This window comes from Desulfosporosinus burensis (genome assembly GCF_054657535.1).
Window position 1 is genome coordinate 280,189 of sequence record NZ_BAAHYN010000007.1, and the last position, 21,511, is coordinate 301,699.

Consider the following 21,511-nt stretch of genomic DNA (forward strand, 5'->3'; position numbering starts at 1 on the left):
CCTTAGGCAACTTATTACAGCCAGCGTAACCATTAGTCTAGGGGTAGCTATGGGATATGCTAATTCTGCAGACCAGACATCATAATTTTGAGTAACTTCAAAATGAGTATTTCTATAATTGCAGCCTGGACTCAATTAGTGTAAACTATATCTAAGCAATATTTGTATACCTGTATGATACAAAATAATTACCTAACTACCTAACTTGTAACCCGCACCTGAAAAAAGTGTTAAAGTGCCACCAAGTAAATATTCGAGGAGGTTTTAGTATGAGTTTTGAAGTTAACAAGAGTGTACAATGGGTCGGTAAAATAGACTGGGAATTAAAAAAGTTCCACGGGGATGAATACTCTACACACCGAGGCTCTAGTTATAATTCTTATCTTGTCCGGGACGAAAAGATAGCCCTAATCGATTGTGTTTGGACACCCTTCGCAAAAGAATTTGTTGCAAATTTGAAGAAAGAAATTGATTTGAATTCGATCGATTATATCATTGCGAATCATGGTGAACCTGATCACAGCGGAGCTTTACCTGAATTAATGAAGGAAATCCCTAACACCCCTATTTATTGTACCGCTAATGCCATTAAATCCTTAAAAGGCCAGTATCATCAGGATTGGAATTTTGTACCTGTTAAAACTGGGGATAAACTAAGCCTTGGATCTAAAGAGTTTATTTTTGTTGAAGCAAGAATGCTTCATTGGCCTGATACAATGTTTACCTACTTGACCGGGGATAATATTCTCTTTAGCAATGACGGTTTTGGTCAACATTTAGCCTCTGAGCATATGTTCAATGACTTAGTCGACCAAGCCGAGTTATATCAAGAAGCTATTAAATACTATGCTAATATCTTAACTCCGTTCAGTAAATTTGTAGAGAATAAAATCAATGAAATCTTAAGCTTTAACCTTCCTGTTGATATGATCTGCCCAAGTCATGGTGTTATCTGGCGTGATAATCCCCTGCAAATTGTCAATAAGTATATGGAATGGGCAAAGGACTACCAAGAAAATCAAATTACCATCATTTACGATACCATGTGGGAGAGTACCAAAAAAATGGCAGAGAAAATCGCTGCAGGTATTCGATTAAGCGATACGAACGTTACTGTTAAATTGTTTAATTGCAATTCTACCCATACGGATAAAAATGACATTATTACTGAAGTCTTTAAGTCCAAGGCGATCCTTGTAGGGTCACCGACTATTAATAAAGGCATTCTATTCTCCGTCGCCGGAATTCTGGAAATGATCAAAGGCTTAGGATTTAAAAATAAAAAAGGTGCTGCCTTTGGTAGTTATGGTTGGAGCGGTGAAAACACTAAGCTTATTTCAACCGAATTTGAACACGCCAAGTTTGAGCTACTCAACGAAGGGCTAAGGGTAACCTGGAATCCCGATAAGGATGGTCTAACGAATTGCCAAGAATTCGGCCAGCGTATTGGAGAAGCACTTAAATAAATAACGAGCGATTTTTTGGAATGCAAAGAGGGAGCGTCAGATAACGCTCCCTCTTTGCATTCCAAATTCACAAACGGGATTTTCTAAAGACTGGTTTAGATTTGTCACAATAATATCTGCGGTACTTGATATCTAATCTTCCATCGTTTCCAAAATTTCTTTGAAGCTTCTACCACCGCAGGGTCAAATTGTGTGCCTTTGTTGGCGAGTACCTCATCCCAACATTCTTCCCAGGACATAGCCTTTCGATAAGGCCTTATCGAAGTAATAGCATCAACAGCATCTGCTAACCCAATAATTCTTGAGCCTAAAGGAATAAGTTCTTGCCTCAGGCAATGAGGATATTCTCTCCCATCCCATCGCTCATGATGATGCAGTACGATTCGCGCAATTTTTAAGAGACCTTTGGATTTTGCAAAAATGTTATGCGGCGTTATTGCTTAAACCTAATCGTAATATCCACAATCTCTGGAGTGTTGCCAATTCGTACTGGCGGACCCCAAGTACCATAGCCTGAAGAAACAATCAGTTGGAAATCTCCCTTGCGCAGGTATCCCCAGTCATTTTCAAAAATTCGGCTTGTAATAAACTGAATGGGAAACATTTGTCCACGATGGGTATGTCCGGACACTTGTAAATCTACCCCTTGTTCCACGGGCTCTGCTAGTTGTGAGGGTTGATGGTCCATTAAGAGGACGGGAAGAGAACGATTGACGCCCTGCATTAAGGTTACGAGGTCTTGTCGTTTGGCACCGCTAAAACGAGATCCCGATCGATCATCTCGGCCGATCAGGTAAAAACTTTCATTGATCTTCTGAAAACTGTCCCGCAATACCTTGACCCCTGCTTCATTCAAATATTTTATTGCTTCGTCGGCATTTCCTCCAATATACTCATGGTTACCCAGAACCGCAAAAACACCGAACGGAGCACTTAATTGGCGAAAGGTATCGGATACTTCTTGTTTATTAGACGACTCGATGTTTTCATCGAACACATCTCCTGCAAATAAGATCAGGTCAGGTTTAAGTTCATTAATTGTATTAACCATTTTCGTCAGATGTTCATTATGAACGATCGTCCCTAAATGGATGTCGGAAACCATGACCACATGCAACTGTTCAAGAGATCCAGCCTGTTTAGCGATCGACATATCGTAATGGTTAACCCTCGGATGGCGGGCATTCCAAGCACCATAACTTACGATACCGACAACTAAAATCAACACAGTTAAGCCCAAAGCGGGGTTTAAACTTTGTTTTATGCCCATCGGGACAAATCGAATCCAGCGATCTAGCAAGCGCAAGATATCGAGCGTTGTTATCAACAATAATGAGTAAAACATAACCGGCAGCCAATAAGCCCCTAACACTGTCAACCCTTCGTATAAAACCGTCGGAAGATATTTCTCAGCTAAACGACTGAATAAATAGGAAATAGAAATCAGCGAAAAGATGGGCCAATATACTCTAGGGCTTAAGAAAGGCAAATAGCTAAAGACAGCCTGCCACCCCCGCAGGCCGATGTAGTAATTGAGACCACCGTAAATTAGGAAAACTACACAAATAACTAAAATAAAGAAAGGGTTCATCATCTCAGTGTTCTACCTCCACCTATAAATGTTTCGCTAGCATTTTCTTCACTTTATGTATAGGGGTATCCATATAACTTATCGCGGTTTACGATACATGCTTGATATTTTATCACTAATAACCAGCTACGCAAAACTTTTACTTCATATTAAAGGAATACACAGATGAAAACAAGAATAAAGAAATAATTCTAGTTCTAGTATCGGATTAAACTTACACTATGAAAAATGGCAGAAATAATAGTGGAGGTCGATAATAAGTATGACTAACAACAACCATTATGAAGGTGGATATGCCCCAGCATTTATGAAAAGCAGGGAAAACCTGTGTAAATTGGTGCCACAATCAATTACGGAAGGATCACAATGCCACTTCTCAAATGGCCGCTTTACAATCGAAAGCTTTGGCCGGACAATCGAAATATCCTATCCAGAAGGGCAGATCATCAGTCAGGGTCCGAATATCTCATTCGATGCAAGATTACTGCTTCTTAATTATTTGTCTTATGCTAAAAACGTTCCCTTCTCCGGCCAATGGGTCTCTTACCGTGATTTGCCACACGGGAATGTATTCTACCCAAACATTAAAAAGAATGTGATTGATCCTTTAGGTGGTTTTTTTGCTAACTGTGATAAAGATATCTTGCGTCATAGTCTAATAGAAGCAGGGTTCACTTTGCTACTAGGCAAAGCAGATATTGCTGCCAAGGGCTTCTTTGCTCCCAGAATCCCAATACTTCTGCACTTCTGGGAGGGCGAAGAGGACATACCATCAACATGCCAAATTCTCTTTGATAGCACTATCAGAGATCAAATGCATATTGAAGATAGTGCCGCATTATGCGGTATTATTAAAAACCAAGTCCTAAGTCAATATACGCTTGCATTGGAAGAAGCCCGAAGGGGCTACAAAATGATTAATATAAATGACTAGTAAAAAAACCAGCGCCAGAACGATTACAAAATGTTCTAGCGCTGGTTTCTTTTAATCTAAAAGTATTTGCAAATAACATTTCCAGCCTACAAGGACGCAGGTGTCAGGGATACCTATACTACAGAGCGGAGTGTCTTTAAGGACGCAAAATGACCTTGATTGCTGTATCATCTTTATCCACTAACTCAAAGGCTTCTTTAATCTGATCGAGCTTAAGCTCATGGGTAATCAAGGATTTGATATCAATCAGCCCTTGAATGACGGGCCGAAGGGTTTTGGGAGTCCAGACAAATCGTTCGCGCCAGGAATGATGAACGAGGCAGGTATTGATAAATTCTATACCATCGTCATGCCAGCGACTGATATCTAATGTAACTGGTTGGGTAATCCAACTATACCAGACAAACTTTCCATTGTGTCGAAGCATCTTTGTACACATATTAATTGATTCTTGGCTGCCCGCTGCCTCCACCACAACATCGGCACCTTGGCCTTTGGTTAATTCGGTAACTATCTGGACGGCATCTTGTTGTGTGGAATTTATAACAATATCCGCACCAAGCTTTTTAGCTAGGGCTAATTTTCCCTCTAACACATCGACAACGATCACTTTCTCCGCGCCCTTTTGTTTGGCACATTGAGCGATAATCTGACCCGCAAAGCCGCCACCCATGACTACAACAGTGTCCCCTAATTGGACACCTGAGTTCATGCCGGAATACATCGCACAGGCTGTGGGCTCGCCTAAAGACGCCAACTCCATATCTAATCCTTCCGGTACCGGTTGGAGTTCCCATTCTTTGGCATTAAAATATTCCGCCAAGTTATTATTCCAACCAAAGGCGATTACCTTGTCCCCAACCTTATATTCCCGGACTTTTGAGCCCACTTCTACGACGATACCGCCGCTCTCGTGCCCTAATCTGAAGGGGAACTCAGGCTTTTGCCTAAACTCAGCTGTCTGGGGGGGCATCTGTCCTCTGTAAAAGGTTTTATCCGACCCACAAATTCCAATCAAATGGTTTTTTACAATAACCTCATCAGGCCCACATTCTAACTTACGTTCGACAAGAAAAATGTCGTACGCTTTATTAAGTAAAGCTGCTTTAGTTGTTATTCCCATTAAATACACTCCTATTTGCAAATTTGATCTAGTTAAGACTCCAGCATATCCTCTACATCGAGCAGTCTTAAAGAACCCCAATATCCTTGGTTCAGTTGCTGGCCCAATTTGTGATACAAAACACCGGCTTCCTGAACTTCCCCCGCAAATAGCAGACCTGTTAAGCGTCCATCTTCAAGTAAAAGCTTTTGATAGACCCCTGAGGCGGGCTGGCGGAGAATAACTTCCTCCACGCCAGGTCCACCTTCGATTCTCCCCAAGGAAATAATCGGTAGCCCAAAAAGTTGAATCGAGTTCATGGCGTGACTCCCTGGATAAGAGGTCCTTGAACCGGCCATACTAGCCCCGGCAATTTTACCTTGTTGAACCGCTGTAAGCCACAACGCCCTAAGCATTGATTCACCCGTAAGCAAACTCGTTGCTTGAGCGATATCCCCCGCGGCATAGATTGTCGGGACACTTGATTGCATGAATTCGTTGACGACAATCCCCTTTTCAATTTGAACTCCACTTTCAGTCAAAAACTGTAGATTGGGTCTTACCCCCACAGCTATGATCACGAGCTCAGCTTCGAGGAGTTGATCGACTGTTTGAACTCCCTCAACCTTGTTTTCTTTAACCTTTAAAGATTTAACCTCTGTCTCCAAGAAAACCTGTACACCATGGTTGGCAAGGGCTTTTAATAGCATATCCCCGGCAGCTTGATCTAGTTGACCTGGCATTAGGCGGTTCGCCATTTCCACAACACTTACCTTAATTCCATAGGCATTTAAAGCACGGGCAGCCTGTAAACCCACCAGACCTCCACCGATTATGACAGCATTTTTAACTTGGGGCAAAAATGAGTTTATCCCCTCAGAATCTGCTTTATTCCAAAGGGAAAATACCCCTTCAACCTCCAGATCAATCCAGCTTGGAATGAAGGGCCGGGAACCCGTAGCAAGCAGAAGCTTATCATAGGAGATTTTCTCACCATCCTCTAAGATAACCACGTTTTCCTGCGCGAGGACTTGTTCCACCCTGTGCCCAAGGCGAGTTTCTAGTTCATAGTTCTCATAGAAATCCGCACTTCGAATATAAATATCTTGTTCTTCAAGCTCATTTGTCATATATTCCGGGGTTGTTATTCGGCTATACGGAAGGTTAGCCTCTTGAGCTATCAAGATAATTTTCCCCGTTGGGTCGATGTTGCGAATCTGTTCGATCGCATTTGTCCCCGCAGGGCCATTACCCACAATCACATAAACCAATGGTGTAACCCCCTGTCTATACTTCGTCAAAGCACCATACTTCAGCCAATTCTTCAAGAAGTCTCTGCGCCCTTTTGGGGTTAAAGACTCCACACACACAAGGAGTGGCCAGATATTCCCCTGCCTCTTGAGCCGTACGTTTGCCTCGTTTGAGATCAAGCAGCATTTGCCGAACTAAATGCTGTGAAACCATACCATGTCCACACATGGTCGTAATTTCAAGGAGCTCATCCTCAGGAAGCCTCGTAAGTTTACCGCGAATACCGACTGAATATTCTACCGTGTGAGGATCAATCCCAGCATCCTGACAAGCCTGTTCCACATGCTCAACGATTCCTGAAACAATGACCGAAACTCCGAGTTCTGCTTCTTTAAGTTCTTTTAGAGCATCTCTGAGCTGTCCGCGATCCGAAAAAACAGCGTGAACGATCGAGGTATCTGCGATATTATTGATGATTTGATCCTTATTGACGAGAAACTTCCCACCGGTTTTCATATCACCCATATTGACATGTTCATATTTATCGAGGATTCGTAAAAATTCCTGTAAAGCATGCCTGGAATTAACTTCATTAAACCCTTTGGCAGTCATAGAAAAAACAATATAATCTTGCTGTAAATTATCTTCGGTTCCTCGTCGATGAAGGGTATGGCTCATTTAACATCCGCTCCCTTGACGTTCATATGACCTAACCCTAGATTAATTTTTCCGTTGATAGAAAACCATTTATTATTTTCATTCATAATTCGTGCCGTGGGAATGGAAAAATCCTCATCTGTCCTCGCCACTAAGTCGATTGAAAAAACCGTATTGATTTCCTCTGCCACCCTTTCCATTGTTTCCAGCACAGGGATCACCTTATCTAAGGGGATAATCATTTCGATAATCGCGGAAAGCACCTTTTCATTGAGAACCTCCGGGTTCATCTCCCCAGTTGCTTTATCTTTGAGTAATCCGGTCAACGGATTATTAGGTTCAAACTCGACCCCTAATTTGGCTAAGGCTTTAAAGACCTTTTCTGCTTCGCGCATTCGAGCTCCCGTACCTGGACGACCCATCTCTGCGGCCATTCCGGCGTAGCCTCGTTTAAAGCGATTGGTAATATCATTGGTTTTCATTTCCTCAGTACCTCGGCCTGGCACGCGAGTTTCCTTATGTTCAGCTAACGGATTACTAAAGGTCCCTCTGATAGAACGCGGCCAACCGTACAGTGGTTGATGAAGGGCCTCCACTGGGCATACCTTGGCCCGGTAGCATATTCCACAATCTACACATTCATCCTCATCAACATAGCAATGGACTTTGGTTCCTTTTCCACTTCGAGTAAAATTAATCACACCCATGGTGCAAAACGGCCTACATTGTCCACATCCTACGCACTTATTAGCGTCAATTTGCAAAGCTATCCCTCCTTTCAGCTTGACTCTCGGGTCAAGCTATTCTTTTATTGCAAAATATTTAACCGCAGTATCTGCTAATTCTTTAGGGCCACAATACTCAATGACTTTACCGATTTCCTCTGAAATCTTGACACTACCTGCAACAGGTAATTGCACACCTGTGAATACCTTAGCCCCCGTCTGGGCTATGGCTAAAGCCATTTGTAAATCTCTTGCACTCGTTAGCTCAGGGAAAACGGCTACCGCTTTTTCCCCTCCGGCAACCCTAAGTGCTTCGAGGATCTTAGCTGCATCACCTTCGCCACCGATACTATAGATCAGTGGTGCAACCTCGTCATCTAACTCACCAGCCAGGCCTCTGTTTCCCAGATCCTCTAAATTTAAGAAGCCGTATTTAGCAAGTGTTACCGCTGAATTCCCATAGGTTAGACAGAGAATCTTCTCAGCACTTAGTCTGCCGGCAAGTTCCAAAGTGCCTTGATCTTCTGTAAGCTTAAGGTTTGACCCTCCACCGATAACACAGATCCCCTTGACCATGCCTTGATCAAGTAGCGCCTTAATCTGCTGTGGATCGATCTTACATACTGCTTCAGCCTTTTCGACTTGATTGGAAACCCTTACTTTGTTTAAATCACGTTGACCGTACGCTGCAATACCCTGCAAAAAGACCTCCCTAAGGGCCTCTTTGCTTGAACCTGCGGCAGCAACTACCGTATGATAACCTGCGGCTGGAATCCTTGCTTTGCCAAGCCCATCTCCGATCAGATATAAATCTATGAGGCCGGTTAACATAGCAAATTCAATCGTTCCCTGATTGCAGGCAGTATTAAAGGCAAAGCTCGAGGAAAAATCCCCGGCTAAGACGATGTTCAGACCCTCACTGGCCCCTTGTTGAATCGCTTCATCCTCAAGTTCAGTGCGTAACTCTTGGGCACTAGCAAGTAACGTAGGGCTCACACCGTCTAAGCATATGTTGACGGCTTTTTCTTTAATTACTGCTAAACCAACCAAACGGGACCGACTTTCACACTGACCATAGAGGACCTCCACCAGATCAGAGGTAAAATCTAGTAAGCTAATTTGTTGAGACCCTAAGCTCTTCAAATAACGTTTAATGCACTTCTTAGACTGGGCCTGAGGATATGCCAACTCTGCAAACTTTAAGCTTAAACCCATCACTAAGTCGCCTAAGCCTTCCCCACTGACCGACCATTTAGCTGCTTTGGACTGAAGCAGGTCCAGGGCAACTTCGCCAGCTGTGACTTGAAGCCTAAGCTCTGCTAAGAGTTGCGAGCCTGAAGCAAGTAATTCACGATTTTCACTAGCTTGGCGGGTCAACCATCCTAAGACAAGCTCATCTTTTCCTAAACCGCAAACCGTACTGTCTTCCTCCGGGCGAAACGGGTTTAACCGGCAAGGCCCCAGCAGACACTCATGACAGCTCAGCCCTATTCGACTAAATCCATCTTGGGGTAACATCCCCTCATATTTATTCCAAGAAAGTTGAAGCCCTTCATTTTTAGCCTTCAACAAATAGTCCCTAGCGGCGGTGTCCATTGTTTTTCTTCGAACTTGACGCATGAATCAAAATCCCTCCTATATTCAGCTCTACAAGGCTTTAACTTTAGAAATCTTTGCTCAAGTAGGTAACCCGGACTGTCTTTTTTGTTTTAGATTAAGTTCATAGTCCTTAGGGGAGATCTCCTGTAAGGCTCCCGTTGGGCAGGCCGCCACACAATAGGGTTGCGGCATTTGGAAACATTGATCACATTTATCTGCAGAGTGTTTCTCATGAGCTGGAGCAATAACTCCATAAGGGCAGACCATAACACACATCCAACACGAGATACATTTGTTTCCATCGACAAAAACACAACCACTTTTCTCATCTCGTTGCATTGCCCCGATTGAGCATATTTCCAAACATGGGGCGTCTTCGCAATGCCTGCACTGAATAGGGACTGAATTCACCCCATCCCATTCGACATAAACCCTTGGCCGCGGCAAGATTTGTTCCTGGACAGCGTCCGTCAAAGATTTACTGATAGAACTACGTTGTACTGCACACCTTAATTCACAGGTCTTACATCCCAAACAACGGCTTTGATCGACAAAAATTCGCTTATAAGCGGGATTTTCCATCACCATCTTGCTATCCCCCTTTCAATAGAATTATTATTCGTGCTTCATTTTCGAACTCCTACTTGTTTTCATTGTTTTCATTGTTTTGGTAATATTACCTATAGTTTTAATATTTATTGAATTATCTCTTCTCAGATAAATCATATAGCAATAAATATAACAATCTGGTAGTATAAACGGGTATGAATTTATAGCATTAATTCAAAGTAGTAATTCATACTTGGAGGGTAATATGGGAAAACCACTGCCTTTGCGTGTTCGAGTCTTTATAACCACTGCAATTAGTAGTTTAATACCATTAATCCTAGCTGTAAGCATTTTGCATTTTAGTTTTATTGATAGCTTTGAGCAGCAAATTGCTAATCAAGCCATGGATATTGCGACACTTGCCGCTCAACGCGAGGATGTCAAAGCAGGATATTTTTCTGAAACACCAGCCAAAGATCTACAGACGATCGCTGAAGAAATCCGTCGAAACACGCACGCTGCGTTTGTCGTCTTTATGGACAGAGATGGTAAACGCCAAAGCCATCCGAACGAGGAACTAATTGGTCTACCCTTCACGGGTGGGGATGAAGGACCCGCTCTGCTGGGTAAATCTTATACCTCTAAAGCTGTAGGGATATCTGGCCCCTCGATTAGAGCTTTTGCTCCCATCTTTAAGGACTTTCAACAGATTGGCGCTGTAGCTGTCGGCTACTTTGAACCAGGAATTTCCTTAACACTCTCAAAAATTTATAAAATCTTTTATGTGGTCATTCCAGTCAGCTTTTTTTTAGTTTTGTTTTTTTCAATTATGTTGGCTAATAACATTAAAGACTTAATCTTCGGCATGGAACCCTTAGAAATTGCGACCTTGCTCAAAGAGCGCGACTGTATGCTGCAATCCGTTAAAGAAGGGATTATTGCCATTGACCAGAATTGTGAGGTTACTGTCGTTAACCAAGTAGCCCAGAACCTTTTCCCACCAGGCACGGAATTCATAGGTCGCCATATTTCTGAACTGATCCCCGATTCCCAACTTCCGCTGGTCATGAATACTCAACAACCCTTAGCAGACGAGCAGTTGTTGATCAATGGCAACATTGTCCTAACTAATCGTCATCCCTTAGTCATTAAAAAAAAGGTCATGGGTGCCATTGCCACATTCCGCCCCTTAACAGAAGTTAGCCATATTGCTGAAGAACTCACCGGGGTAAGGAAAATTGTCGAGGCCCTCCGGGCACGTACTCATGAATTTCTGAATAAACTCCATGTTATCTCTGGCCTCATTCAACTGGAAGCTTATGACGAGGCAAAAAGCTATATTTCGACTGTTACCTTGAAAGAACAGTCCTTAGTCAGTTTTCTGATGGTGAATATTCAGTGTAGTGCTGTCGTTGGGCTCTTAACTGGTAAAGCTAGCGAAGCCCAGGAAAAACAAATTAATCTGGAAATCGACCTTGAAAGCCAACTCCTAGCTCTCCCTGAGTATTTTGATGAACATGCTATGATTGTGGTTTTAGGTAATTTGATTGAAAATGCCTTTGATTCAGTCACTCACCAACCAAAACGCTTGATCCGAGTGCTTATAAAACAAAGCCCCCAAGATATTTTTATTGAGGTGACAGATAGCGGCACGGGCATTCCTCTTGAATACCGCCACCGAGTGTTTGAGGCTGGTTTTACCTCTAAGGAACATGGCCAAGGCTTTGGTCTGCCAAACTGTAAGAACCGTGTTGACGTGGCTGGTGGAACGATTACCTTTGACACTAATGATCACGGGACGACTTTCCGAGTCGTCATCCCGTATAGACTAGCCTAACACTTAATGCCAGCTGATTTTATTACGAGAGGAGTTGTTTCATTTGGAACCCATCAGAGTGTTTATTGTCGAGGACGATCCTATGGTGGCTAGTATTAATAAACGATTTACGGAAAAAATGGCTCCTTTCATAGTCGTTGGGATAAGCAATAATGAAAATGATTCTTTACAACAAATCATCGAATCCCAGCCCGATTTGGTTTTATTGGATATCTTTTTAACGCATGGTAACGGTCTAAGCATTCTAAAACAAATTCGTCAAAAGAAAATCCCCACGGATATCATATTAGTGACTGCCGCTAAGGATAGTTCAACCATCCAAGAGGCCTTACGCTACGGTGCTGTTGACTATCTGATTAAACCTTTTGATATGGAGCGTCTCCAACAGGCTCTGCAAAGCTATTTAAGGCAACGACACCTGTTGTCGAAAAACTCGGATTTAAGCCAGCATGATCTTGATAAGCTTAATACTCCGGTTGAACCTATAAGTGAAATCGTCCCACCTAGTAAATCCACTCCACTGCCTAAGGGTTTTCATCAATTGACCCTAGATCAAATCTTGAGTTTCTTGAATAAACAGGAACAAACTCTCTCTTGTCAACACATCGCAGCAGAACTTTCCATTTCTAAGATTACTGTTTGGCGTTACTTGGAATACCTGGTGGAAACAGGTAAGGTTCACATTGAATTGGAATACGGCACTATCGGACGTCCGACTAAACGTTATCGGATAAATCTTACTTAATTATGCTCTAATCACGTTTTACCACGTAATAAAGCAACCAATGATCGCTGATATTTATCAAAGCACACTGGTTGCTTTTTTTCTTTGCCGATTAAGACTCTATTTACAACCATTATACAATCTATTTTGTAACCGAAATGATGCGGACTTATATTCGTGTCTTACATTATCGAAGGCAAGTAAGTACTAATGATCGGAACATAAGTTATCACTGCTAGAATTCCCAGCATGACGGCAATATAGATTTTTAGATAAGGAAACGTCTGAACCAGAGGAACATTTCCGACTGAACACGCTGTCAGAAGGACAGATGCCACGGGTGGAGTTTGCTGACCAATCCCAAGGTTAATGGTTATAATGATACCGAAGTGAATCGGATCAATACCCAAGTCGCGAATCAATGGCATTAAGATCGGAATAAGCATAATGATCGCAGCTGCGGAATGCATGAACATCCCTACGATCAAGAAGAAGACATTAAGGATCGCTAAAACGGCAATCGGGTTATTTGTTATGGTCGTCACCCAAGCGGCCAAACTCTGAGGGATTTGCTCACTCGTTAAAAACCAACCAATAACCGCTGACGCGGAAATAATGATCATGACCACGGCAGTCTGATTGGCTGCTCTGAGTAAGAGATCAGGTAAATCTTTCAGCTTTAGTTCCTTGTAGACAAATATACCGATTAAAAATGCGGCAACAGATGCTACAGCAGCAGCTTCGGTCGGGGTAAATATTCCGCCCCAGATTCCACCAAGAATAATGAACGGTATAGTCAGTGCCCAAAATGCTTCTTTAAAGGTCCTTCCAACTTCCGGTAAGGAAAAGGTAGAAGCGGCTTCCCAATTGTTTTTCTTAGCAAAAAAGTGGTTCACGATCATCAATACAAATCCGACGATCAATCCTGGGAAAATACCTGCAATAAACAAATCCGAGACACTGACCCCAGCCATAACCCCATACAGAATCATAGGAATGCTAGGGGGTAGAATGATTGCCATGGTTGCAGCTACAGACACTAAGGCTGCAGCAAAACCCTGCGTGTATCCTTTTTTCTTCATTTCCGGTATCAAAACACCGCCTAGTGCAGCAGCACCGGCAACAGCAGATCCTGAAATCTCGGCAAAAATCATGGACGTTACCACGGTGACTTGAGCCAATCCTCCGCGAGCAAAACCAACAAGACTACCTGCGAAATTAACGAGTCGTTGAGATAAATTCACCGCGCCCATTAACTCTCCAACCACCATAAATAACGGAATAGCCAGGAGTGGGAAGTTATTAGTACCATCGAATAAAATAATCGGCAACATATCCAAAGGAGCTCCGGTCATGAAAAATAACGCTATCCCGACGACTGCTAAAGCAAAACCGATCGGCAGTCCCAAAAGAACTAACCCCACAATCCCTCCAATTAGTACCGCTGCAATCATTTGCTATCACCTCTTTTAAACGAATTTAGGGTATCTGACAAAAAGCCCAGAATCATAATCGCACTGCCTACAGGAAGGACTAAATAAGCGACTCCTTTAGTGATAGGCAGAGATACAGTCTCGGCACTCATGGCACCCATTGATAGATTAAAGCCGGTAATTACAATCATCGCAAAGAAAGCAAGCATAGCTAGATTGAAGATCGTTTGAATAACTAAACGTATTGAATGAGGAAGCATATCAAACAATGATTCAAAACGAATATGGGTTTTTTCATAAACGGCATAAGCCGATCCCAGAAAGGTAATCCAAACTAGTGAAAACCCCGAAAATTCGCCTGTCCAAGTTGCTGAATTTTGCAATATGAACCGAGTGAATACTCCCCAAGCCACACTCAACGTAATCGCAATCATCAGTAGGACGAGGGTCCATTTTAATCCGGCAGTTATGATTCGATCAAGTCGACTTAGAAACTGCATTTGATCCTGCCCCCTTTAAGTTTTATCAATTTAAAACTCATGTCCCCTTATTCTGTGAAAAATCAAAAAGCTACAATAAACGAATAAAGGGACATGAGTTGCTTCTGTACTTACCTTGGATTTTTGATTACTCCTTGGCAGCTTTCACCACTTTGTCAACAAAGGTCGGATCAATAGATCCTTTAAGCAAATCAATGACAGGTCCTGTTTTGGCTTGGAATGATGGTACATCTGCATTGTTAACTTGCATCCCTGCTGCCTTAAATTTGGCTAGTAGCTCACCCTCTACTTTTGCTCCATATTCACGCGTATAGTCGCCCGCGTCGACAGCTGCTTTTTTGAGGATTTCTTGTTGCTCGGGTTTTAATTTGTCAAACCACACCTTACTAGCAACTAGGTAAGCAGGTGTATAGGTATGATTTGTAAGCGACAGATATTTTTGAACTTCTGCGAAGCGTCCGGCTTCGATCTGAACAAATGGATTTTCCTGTCCATCAAAGACTCCCTGTTGTAAAGCTGTAAACACCTCACTGAAATCTGAAGTTGCAGGATTCGCACCGAATTCTTTAAACATGGCTACCCGAAGTTTGCTTTCTGGTACCCGAAGTTTAATTCCTTTTAGATCTTCTGGAGTGTTAATAGGACGTTTGTTATTTGTGATGTGACGGAAACCATTTTCCCAAAAGCCCAAGCCATACATACCATATTTTTCAAATAATGGTTGGAACTCTTTCGCCCACATTTCTCCGTGGGCAAATTTACTCACTGCAGCAGCATCTTTAAATAAGAACGGGATATCGAAAACTCCAAATTTTGGATCTATTTGAGCCATAGCTGTTGAAGGTAGCGACATATGAATAGCTCCAGTTTTATGGGCGTCAATAGCTGCAAGGTCTTTCGCTAATTGTCCATCTGGAAACACTTGGACCGCAATATCTCCTTTGGAGCGTTCTTCGACGAGCTCTTTAAACTTCACAGCCCCTTCATACATAGCTCCACCTTTACTAGATGTAGAGGATAGCTTAACAGTAACACTCGGCTTTTTAGCTGTATCAGCGGCTTTATCAGCAGGTTTAACCGCTGTAGTCGTTCCGCACCCAAGGAGTGCAACAGAGAGTACCGTTACGAGTAATGCACTAAAAAAGCGATTTTTCTTCATTAAAATAATTCCCCTCTCTTTTTTTAGAATAGGTTTTTAGAGTCTACCAGTTCTATGATCTATACTTCACCTCCCATAAAAGTTGTTAAATCAGAAAATCTAACTCCACTTAATTTTGAGAGATACATAGTTCTTCTCCCCCAAAAAAATTGATATCACCCTAATTAGTGCAATTTCTATGCCAGTTTCCAATACAAACTTCGTTCAAGCACTAATAGCAAATTACATTACTGTCCAGGTCTAACCCCTGCTTATATTTCACCCACTTAATTAATTGAAATTAAATAAAATATTTTGAGCATATTTAATTTTCTAAAAAACTCACATTACGATATGTTTCTAATTTGTAACATTAATATGTTTCATGGTCTAAAAACGTTTCATCTATGAAACTTTTAAACAGAATGAATTCTAAATATTTTAATAAATGAGTAATTCGACCCCCGCTCTGAACAGTCCTATTTGTTTTCATTGTTTTCATTGTTTTCACATCTTTATGAATATTTAGTGAATTAACGGCAAAACAACTGGTGACTGGAAAGCTTATGAAGCGTTCTTTAAATGTCGTTCCGCGTAGGCTTTGGACCTTCGCGGACGACAAGTTCCACCGAGTAACCGTGGATATTCTTACTTACCTTTCAAATATGTCTTAGCCAGTAACTGAACTGGATGTACTACTTGCCCTGCCAAACCGTGACTCTTTAACCCGTAAGTTAACTGCATAGTACAGGTTGGGCAACTAGTGGCCACCACCTCTGCCTTGGAAGTTACGATATTACCCATCTTCCGACCTAGTACTTTCATGGATAGATCGTGATGCATAATACTGAAGCTACCCGCAGACCCACAGCAGCGATCCGCTTCTTTCATTTCACGGAATTCTACTCCAGGAATGGATTTTAAGAGCTCTCTTGGTTGTTTAAAGATGTTTTGTCCCCGTTTTAAGTGGCACGGATCATGATAGGTCACCGCAACATTAACTGGATTAGGACCTGGGTGAATGCCCGTCTTTTCTACTAAAAACTTATTAAGGTCATAGACCTTGCTCCCTAATTCTTTTGCTTGGTTATATTCGTCTGTACCAGGCTCAAAAAGCTTCTCATAGCTTTCCGCTAAAGTAGCCGAACATGACGAACAATCAGTCACAACTGCGTCCACTTGTGCCGATAGCAAAATCTTTAGATTGTTTTTGGCTAGTTGTACCACTGTATCCGTATCCCCATAGGCTAAATGTGGCATACCACAACACTTTACTGCCGGGGTAACCACTTCACAACCATGCCTAGCTAGTACATCCACTCCGCTTACCGCAACATCAGGATATATCAAATTCGTGGCACAACCTAAAAAGTACGCCACTCGAAAACGCTTTTCCCCATAGGGCTTGACAACTTCTGGAATCCGCCCACGAGCTGGTTGTTTTGAGACATCCGGTAATATTTTGGCACCCGCGCTCATTGTTTCTGGCAAATGCTCAATTAACTTCGATCTTGTCAAAACGTTGTTTAACCCAGTCTTTTGATAAAGCTTAACGAGCGAAAAAGATGCTTGAAGTAGTGCTGGACGAGTCAAGAATCCCCGCAGCACCAACTTCTTGATGATATTTCTATCTAAAACATCATCAAGGTAATCTCTCACTCCCACTATAATCTCATCCGTAATGACCCCAGACGGACAATTGACAGCACAAGTTTTGCAAAGCAGGCACCCATAAAGCTTTTCAGACAGTTCTGCGGAGGCTGGGATCTTGCCTTCTTGAAGAAGTTTTACCAAGGATAGTCTCCCGCGTGGTGAATCTGGTTCTCTTTTTGACTCGGAAAAGATAGGGCAATTCGCTCGACACTCACCACAGCGAACGCATTTCTTAAGTTCCTCGGCAAAATCAACTCGATATGTTGTTTTCATACGCTTACCTCTCAGCCCATATCTTACCAGGATTCATAATTCCTTTTGGGTCTATGGCATCCTTGATAATTCTCATGATCTCCAAGGCCTTACCATGTTCCGCCTCCATAAATTGGGATCGAGTAAAGCCCACTCCATGTTCCCCAGTGGTTGAGCCTTCCAATTCTAAAGCCAGTTGATGAATATCGTCTGCCACGCGGTGAGCTGCTGCGACTTCTTCGGGTTTTAAGGGATCAATAATCGGTGCTGTATGCATGTTCCCGTCCCCAATATGACCATAAATGACCACGAGGGTATTATGCTTTGCCCCAATTTCCTTAATCCTACGTAAAGCTTCAGGAACCCTAGCCATTGGAAAACAAACATCCTCACCGCAAAAAATTCTTGTTGCTCCTGGTTTAACCCGAGCTGAAGCAGCACCGATCACAGCACGTCCTTGCCAAAGTTTCCCCATACGCTCGGCATCCGTGGCCCATTCCACGACACTTGCCCGCTTTTCTGCAATCTCTTTGACTTGCTGTCCCTCAAAGTCGACTGCTGCCTTGCTCCCATTAATTTCGAAGAATAAGGCAGCCTCTGCCTCCGGAAGCTTTAAATCCGGTTGAAATTGATTAGCGGCTTTAATCCCAGAGTCGTCCAATATCTCAATACCCGAAGGAACAATCCCATTCTTAAACACTTCCAAAACTGTTGCTGCTGCATCATCTAAGCTGGAAAACAGCGTGAGCAGAATTCCTCTTACCGGAGGTTTTGGTAGAACTTTCAGTCTAACCTGTGTAATAACCCCCAAAGTACCTTCAGACCCAACGTAAAGGCTCGTAAGATTGATCCCAGAAACGCTTTTCAGGGCTCTGGAGTGTAATCCCCCGGTCTTCATGACCTCTCCATTTGGCAAGACAACTTCCAAACCGAGGACATACTGACCTGTGTTGCCAAACTTTACGGCCCGCAGCCCACTGGCATTGTTCCCAACCATGCCCCCAATCGTCGCCATTTTTGAGCTTCCTGGATCTGGTGGGAAGAATAACCCATACGGCGATAGAGCAACATTGAGGTCAGCGTGTACTATCCCCGGTCGTACAACGACTTGCATGTTTCTTTCATCGATTTCAACAATATCAGTCCAACCCGAAAGATCTAGTACAATACCTCCCTTTACAGCTACACTCCCTCCTGTCTGACCGGACCCCGCTCCCCTAGGTGTAACAGGGATATCATGTTTAAAAGCGTAGCGCATTACCTTTTGAACTTCCTCAGTGTTTATGGGACAGACAACAACATCAGGATAAAATTCATTAAGCTGGGATAAGAAAGAACTGTCATAAGTATAGGTATACCGTTCAAGCTCACTTGAAAGCACTTTCTCCGGACCTAGCAACTCTTTCATATCGTTAACTAGTTGATTTTTTTTCATCATACTTTTACTCCTTCTCCCTAGTACCCCCAATTCGCACTCAAATAGGGACCTCTTCTTCGTGAAAATACCCTCAGATTACCCCTTTAACTGCGGCTTGGGCTACAGTTCGAGGAGAGGCCAAGTAGATATTAGCCTGAGAAGATCCAATTCGACCAGGTGTATTCTTAATCGTCGTTGTAATAGCAACATCACCCTCAGTCAATACTCCAAAATGTTTACCTGGGCATGGCCCACATCCCGGTGACATGATGATTGCGCCTCGGTCTCTAATTAGTGCACTTAATCCTTTGTTATCCATCTCTTTGGCCACTTCGCGTGAGGCAGGAGTAATCACAAAGGTAACGTCGGGGTGTACTGATTGTTCCTTTAATACTTCAGCGATAACTTCCATATCTTCTAACCTTCCAGACGAACATCCACCAGCGATAGCCATTGTAACCGTCGTACCCTCGAGTTCTCGGACAAATCTAACTTCATTGGGAGACGGGGGGACAGCGATCATCGCCTCTATTTCATGGGCATAGAGAGTAAAGTTAGGTCGATCATCTTCTCCTAGTGGAGCAACGAAAGCTGTGATCGCCCCTATTTCAGGCAGAAAGTTACAGATCGTCATGCGCCCGGCATCGCTCAATCCATTAACCAATGAACCAGATAAGGCTACTGCCTTTCCCTTAATCTGATCACTCAGTTTCCAACTAAGATATAAAGCCACATCTCGTGGTAAAACTCCCTCATTCAATGCTCCATCTAATTGAATAGAGAGCAAAGTAGGTACTTTCAGTTTCAACGCTCCAGTCTTCAGAACAGGAATCAGCTCTTCAGGGGTTAATGCAAAGGCAAGGGCGCCAAAAGCTCCTGCCGTTGCAACATGACCATCCGCCCCAGCAATAATCATACCTGGCCAAAGAGAGAGTCTTTCGGCTATAACTTGATGTAAAACCCCTTCGCCCTGATTAAAGAGTACACAGCCCTGAACCTTTGAAAATGCTGCAAATTCTTTTTGAAAAGCACGGTCTTGGGGGGTTGGAGCTGGAAAAGCATGATCAACCGTGAGAACTACGTTCCGCCCATCAAGCACTCTTTCTTCTGGATTCCATAGTTTCAGCAACTTAGGACCAGTTCCATCGTGAGCCAGCACTAAGTTAACTTCTACCTCAATCTCCTGTCCTGCAAGGATTTCCGTCGTTCCCGCACTGCGAGCAAGATTTTTATAGAAAAAATCCATCAATAGTCTACACCGCCTTCTCAAATTGGTTCAGAATGTATAATCCTTGTCTCAAGGACTAGGAAAGAAGGCTGATTTTACAGAATGTCCTTTTATGGTTACAGATTTTCGGGAAGATAGAATAGTTTTTAGTTATCTTTAAACTAAATCTTGTTTTTGGAGTAAGTCAATAAAGTTATCTTCCAGATTGGCGATCTGTTGGAATTGAGAATCCAAAGGAGCGAAACGGAAATCACTCGCTTGATTACCCAGGACTTCCTCGCCAACCCCTAATGCCATAACCTGTCCAGAAGGTTTCAACCCTTTGGTAACATTCGCAACTCCGAAGAGACTATTATCTAAGACAACAACCATATCCGGTCGCGTATTGTTTGCAGATCTAACTTGGATAGGTTGATCCGAAATCCTTAAAATTGAATACATGGGCGCACCCGGGCGAAATGCAGCAAAAGAGTCGAATACCTGAACATTTTTCCCTTGACTCAAGGCATGTTTGCCAAGGGCTCGAACCAGTTTACCCACAGGCTGACCAAAGCGACCATGAAAGCGAATCTCTGTCATTCCTTTTCACTCCCCTCTTCCATAGTGCTTATTAACCCCGGCTTGAATGCCTTGAATGGCTTCAGGAGTCAAATTCTTAAACCGCCCTTGACCGCTCAGATAATCCTCAACGGGAATAAAGGTAGGCTCGAAATTCCGAGTACGAACTCCTTCATCCACTTCGTAAAGCTCGAAAAGACCACTTTCCACGGCCAGACGAGCATACTCAATCGTTTTCTCCGGTGGAATTTGCCAACCGCGATGACAGGGTGACAGAAGATGAATATAGGAAAATCCAGGTTTAGCCGCAGCTTTTCTAAATTTTTCAATGAGATCCAATGGGTAAGCGATCGAAGCACTTGCCACATAATCTACTCCATGGGCCTCCATAATGGCCAGCATATTTTTCTTCTTAACTTGTTTTCCTTTTGCCATATTGCTAGTAATCGCGTACATGGGGGTCTGACTCCCCGTTTGTCCGCCCGTATTCATGTACATCTCATTGTCATAACACACGTGCAGCATGTGTTCATTACGTTCCGCTGCACCTGTTAGGGATTGGAAGCCAATATCTGCAGTTCCAGCATCCCCCGCCCAAGAAACCACATTAACGTCTTCAATTCCCTGCGCCTCTAGGGCTGCTCTGATTCCGGAAGACACTGCTGGTGCTATTTCAAATAAGGTATGGTAAAAGGGAATTTGCCAGGTGGTCTTAAGGTTTGAACCACCCATGGTTGCCATACATGATGCTGGTATTGTGATAATCGTCCTGGAGCCTAAAGCCTTCATTGCTTGTCTACCTGCAATGGCTGCGCCACAGCCCCCACAACCCGCATTTCCTTGACCAAATAAGTCCTCTTTCGACAAATCTGCGATGGATTGAGCCACGTTGATCCC

20 protein-coding genes are annotated in these 21,511 nt (G+C 43.0%); 4 read left to right on the forward strand and 16 right to left on the reverse strand.

Translation table 11 applies throughout. The annotated features are described in order from the left end of the window. Positions 1 to 269 precede the first annotated feature (269 nt). The gene (locus ACYQ3Q_RS14655) at positions 270 to 1,466 is read left to right on the forward strand and encodes an anaerobic nitric oxide reductase flavorubredoxin (protein WP_459929274.1); all 1,197 of its coding nucleotides are present in this window, start codon (positions 270 to 272) and stop codon (positions 1,464 to 1,466) included. A 104-nt stretch (positions 1,467 to 1,570) separates the two neighbouring features. Here ACYQ3Q_RS14655 and ACYQ3Q_RS14660 read toward each other — a convergent pair whose 3' ends face one another. Together ACYQ3Q_RS14660 and ACYQ3Q_RS14665 are read right to left on the reverse strand one after the other, a co-directional pair. Next, on the reverse strand, positions 1,571 to 1,903 hold the full coding sequence (locus ACYQ3Q_RS14660; RefSeq protein ID WP_459929321.1) for an HD-GYP domain-containing protein: 333 nt from the start codon (positions 1,901 to 1,903) through the stop codon (positions 1,571 to 1,573). After that, the gene (locus ACYQ3Q_RS14665; RefSeq protein ID WP_459929275.1) at positions 1,900 to 3,060 is read right to left on the reverse strand and encodes a metallophosphoesterase; all 1,161 of its coding nucleotides are present in this window, start codon (positions 3,058 to 3,060) and stop codon (positions 1,900 to 1,902) included. The genes ACYQ3Q_RS14660 and ACYQ3Q_RS14665 overlap by 4 nt, the downstream gene beginning before the upstream one ends. Before the next feature lie 259 nt (positions 3,061 to 3,319). On the opposite strand from ACYQ3Q_RS14665, the gene ACYQ3Q_RS14670 reads away from it, so the two are divergent. Beyond that, positions 3,320 to 3,991 (forward strand): DUF3786 domain-containing protein, encoded by a 672-nt coding sequence (locus ACYQ3Q_RS14670; protein WP_459929276.1) that lies wholly within the window; start codon positions 3,320 to 3,322, stop codon positions 3,989 to 3,991. A 136-nt stretch (positions 3,992 to 4,127) separates the two neighbouring features. On the opposite strand, the gene ACYQ3Q_RS14675 is transcribed toward ACYQ3Q_RS14670, so the two are convergent. The 6 genes from ACYQ3Q_RS14675 to ACYQ3Q_RS14700 are packed head-to-tail and all read right to left on the reverse strand — an operon-like array spanning position 4,128 to position 9,913. Continuing rightward, positions 4,128 to 5,114 (reverse strand): zinc-dependent alcohol dehydrogenase, encoded by a 987-nt coding sequence (locus ACYQ3Q_RS14675; protein WP_459929277.1) that lies wholly within the window; start codon positions 5,112 to 5,114, stop codon positions 4,128 to 4,130. Positions 5,115 to 5,146: 32 nt separating this feature from the next. Next, on the reverse strand, positions 5,147 to 6,355 hold the full coding sequence (locus ACYQ3Q_RS14680; RefSeq protein ID WP_459929322.1) for an NAD(P)/FAD-dependent oxidoreductase: 1,209 nt from the start codon (positions 6,353 to 6,355) through the stop codon (positions 5,147 to 5,149). 25 nt (positions 6,356 to 6,380) lie between these two features. After that, complete coding sequence (locus tag ACYQ3Q_RS14685) at positions 6,381 to 7,022, reverse strand: hypothetical protein (RefSeq protein ID WP_459929278.1); 642 nt, start codon at positions 7,020 to 7,022, stop codon at positions 6,381 to 6,383. Then, on the reverse strand, positions 7,019 to 7,765 hold the full coding sequence (locus ACYQ3Q_RS14690; RefSeq protein ID WP_459929279.1) for a 4Fe-4S dicluster domain-containing protein: 747 nt from the start codon (positions 7,763 to 7,765) through the stop codon (positions 7,019 to 7,021). The genes ACYQ3Q_RS14685 and ACYQ3Q_RS14690 overlap by 4 nt, the downstream gene beginning before the upstream one ends. A 36-nt stretch (positions 7,766 to 7,801) precedes the next feature. Beyond that, a complete protein-coding gene (locus ACYQ3Q_RS14695; RefSeq protein WP_459929280.1) occupies positions 7,802 to 9,346 on the reverse strand; it encodes an anaerobic carbon-monoxide dehydrogenase catalytic subunit in 1,545 nt (514 codons plus the stop codon). A 57-nt stretch (positions 9,347 to 9,403) separates the two neighbouring features. Continuing rightward, on the reverse strand, positions 9,404 to 9,913 hold the full coding sequence (locus ACYQ3Q_RS14700; RefSeq protein ID WP_459929281.1) for a 4Fe-4S dicluster domain-containing protein: 510 nt from the start codon (positions 9,911 to 9,913) through the stop codon (positions 9,404 to 9,406). Between the two features lie 226 nt (positions 9,914 to 10,139). On the opposite strand from ACYQ3Q_RS14700, the gene ACYQ3Q_RS14705 reads away from it, so the two are divergent. Next, entirely contained in the window at positions 10,140 to 11,711 is a 1,572-nt protein-coding gene (locus ACYQ3Q_RS14705; RefSeq protein WP_459929282.1) for an ATP-binding protein, read from the forward strand. 43 nt (positions 11,712 to 11,754) lie between these two features. Then, entirely contained in the window at positions 11,755 to 12,456 is a 702-nt protein-coding gene (locus tag ACYQ3Q_RS14710; protein ID WP_459929283.1) for a response regulator, read from the forward strand. A 161-nt stretch (positions 12,457 to 12,617) separates the two neighbouring features. On the opposite strand, the gene ACYQ3Q_RS14715 is transcribed toward ACYQ3Q_RS14710, so the two are convergent. The 8 genes from ACYQ3Q_RS14715 to ACYQ3Q_RS14750 form a co-directional block, all read right to left on the reverse strand. Next, positions 12,618 to 13,889 (reverse strand): TRAP transporter large permease, encoded by a 1,272-nt coding sequence (locus tag ACYQ3Q_RS14715; RefSeq protein WP_459929284.1) that lies wholly within the window; start codon positions 13,887 to 13,889, stop codon positions 12,618 to 12,620. Further along, entirely contained in the window at positions 13,886 to 14,368 is a 483-nt protein-coding gene (locus ACYQ3Q_RS14720) for a TRAP transporter small permease (RefSeq protein WP_459929285.1), read from the reverse strand. Before ACYQ3Q_RS14720 ends, ACYQ3Q_RS14715 begins: the two co-directional genes overlap by 4 nt. Positions 14,369 to 14,495: 127 nt before the next feature. Next, the gene (locus tag ACYQ3Q_RS14725) at positions 14,496 to 15,527 is read right to left on the reverse strand and encodes a TRAP transporter substrate-binding protein (RefSeq protein WP_459929286.1); all 1,032 of its coding nucleotides are present in this window, start codon (positions 15,525 to 15,527) and stop codon (positions 14,496 to 14,498) included. 627 nt (positions 15,528 to 16,154) lie between these two features. Then, positions 16,155 to 17,432: a (Fe-S)-binding protein gene (locus tag ACYQ3Q_RS14730; RefSeq protein WP_459929287.1), complete on the reverse strand. Its 1,278-nt coding sequence runs from the start codon at positions 17,430 to 17,432 to the stop codon at positions 16,155 to 16,157. 4 nt (positions 17,433 to 17,436) lie between these two features. Then, positions 17,437 to 18,849, reverse strand: coding sequence for an FAD-binding oxidoreductase (locus tag ACYQ3Q_RS14735; RefSeq protein ID WP_459929288.1), 1,413 nt, complete (start codon positions 18,847 to 18,849; stop codon positions 17,437 to 17,439). 70 nt (positions 18,850 to 18,919) lie between these two features. After that, positions 18,920 to 20,074, reverse strand: a complete 1,155-nt coding sequence (locus ACYQ3Q_RS14740; protein WP_459929323.1) for an aconitase family protein — start codon at positions 20,072 to 20,074, stop codon at positions 18,920 to 18,922. Positions 20,075 to 20,212: 138 nt separating this feature from the next. Then, complete coding sequence (locus ACYQ3Q_RS14745; RefSeq protein WP_459929289.1) at positions 20,213 to 20,635, reverse strand: 2-oxoacid:acceptor oxidoreductase family protein; 423 nt, start codon at positions 20,633 to 20,635, stop codon at positions 20,213 to 20,215. A gap of 6 nt (positions 20,636 to 20,641) precedes the next feature. Beyond that, positions 20,642 to 21,502, reverse strand: a complete 861-nt coding sequence (locus ACYQ3Q_RS14750) for a thiamine pyrophosphate-dependent enzyme (RefSeq protein WP_459929290.1) — start codon at positions 21,500 to 21,502, stop codon at positions 20,642 to 20,644. Between the last annotated feature and the right edge of the window lie 9 nt (positions 21,503 to 21,511).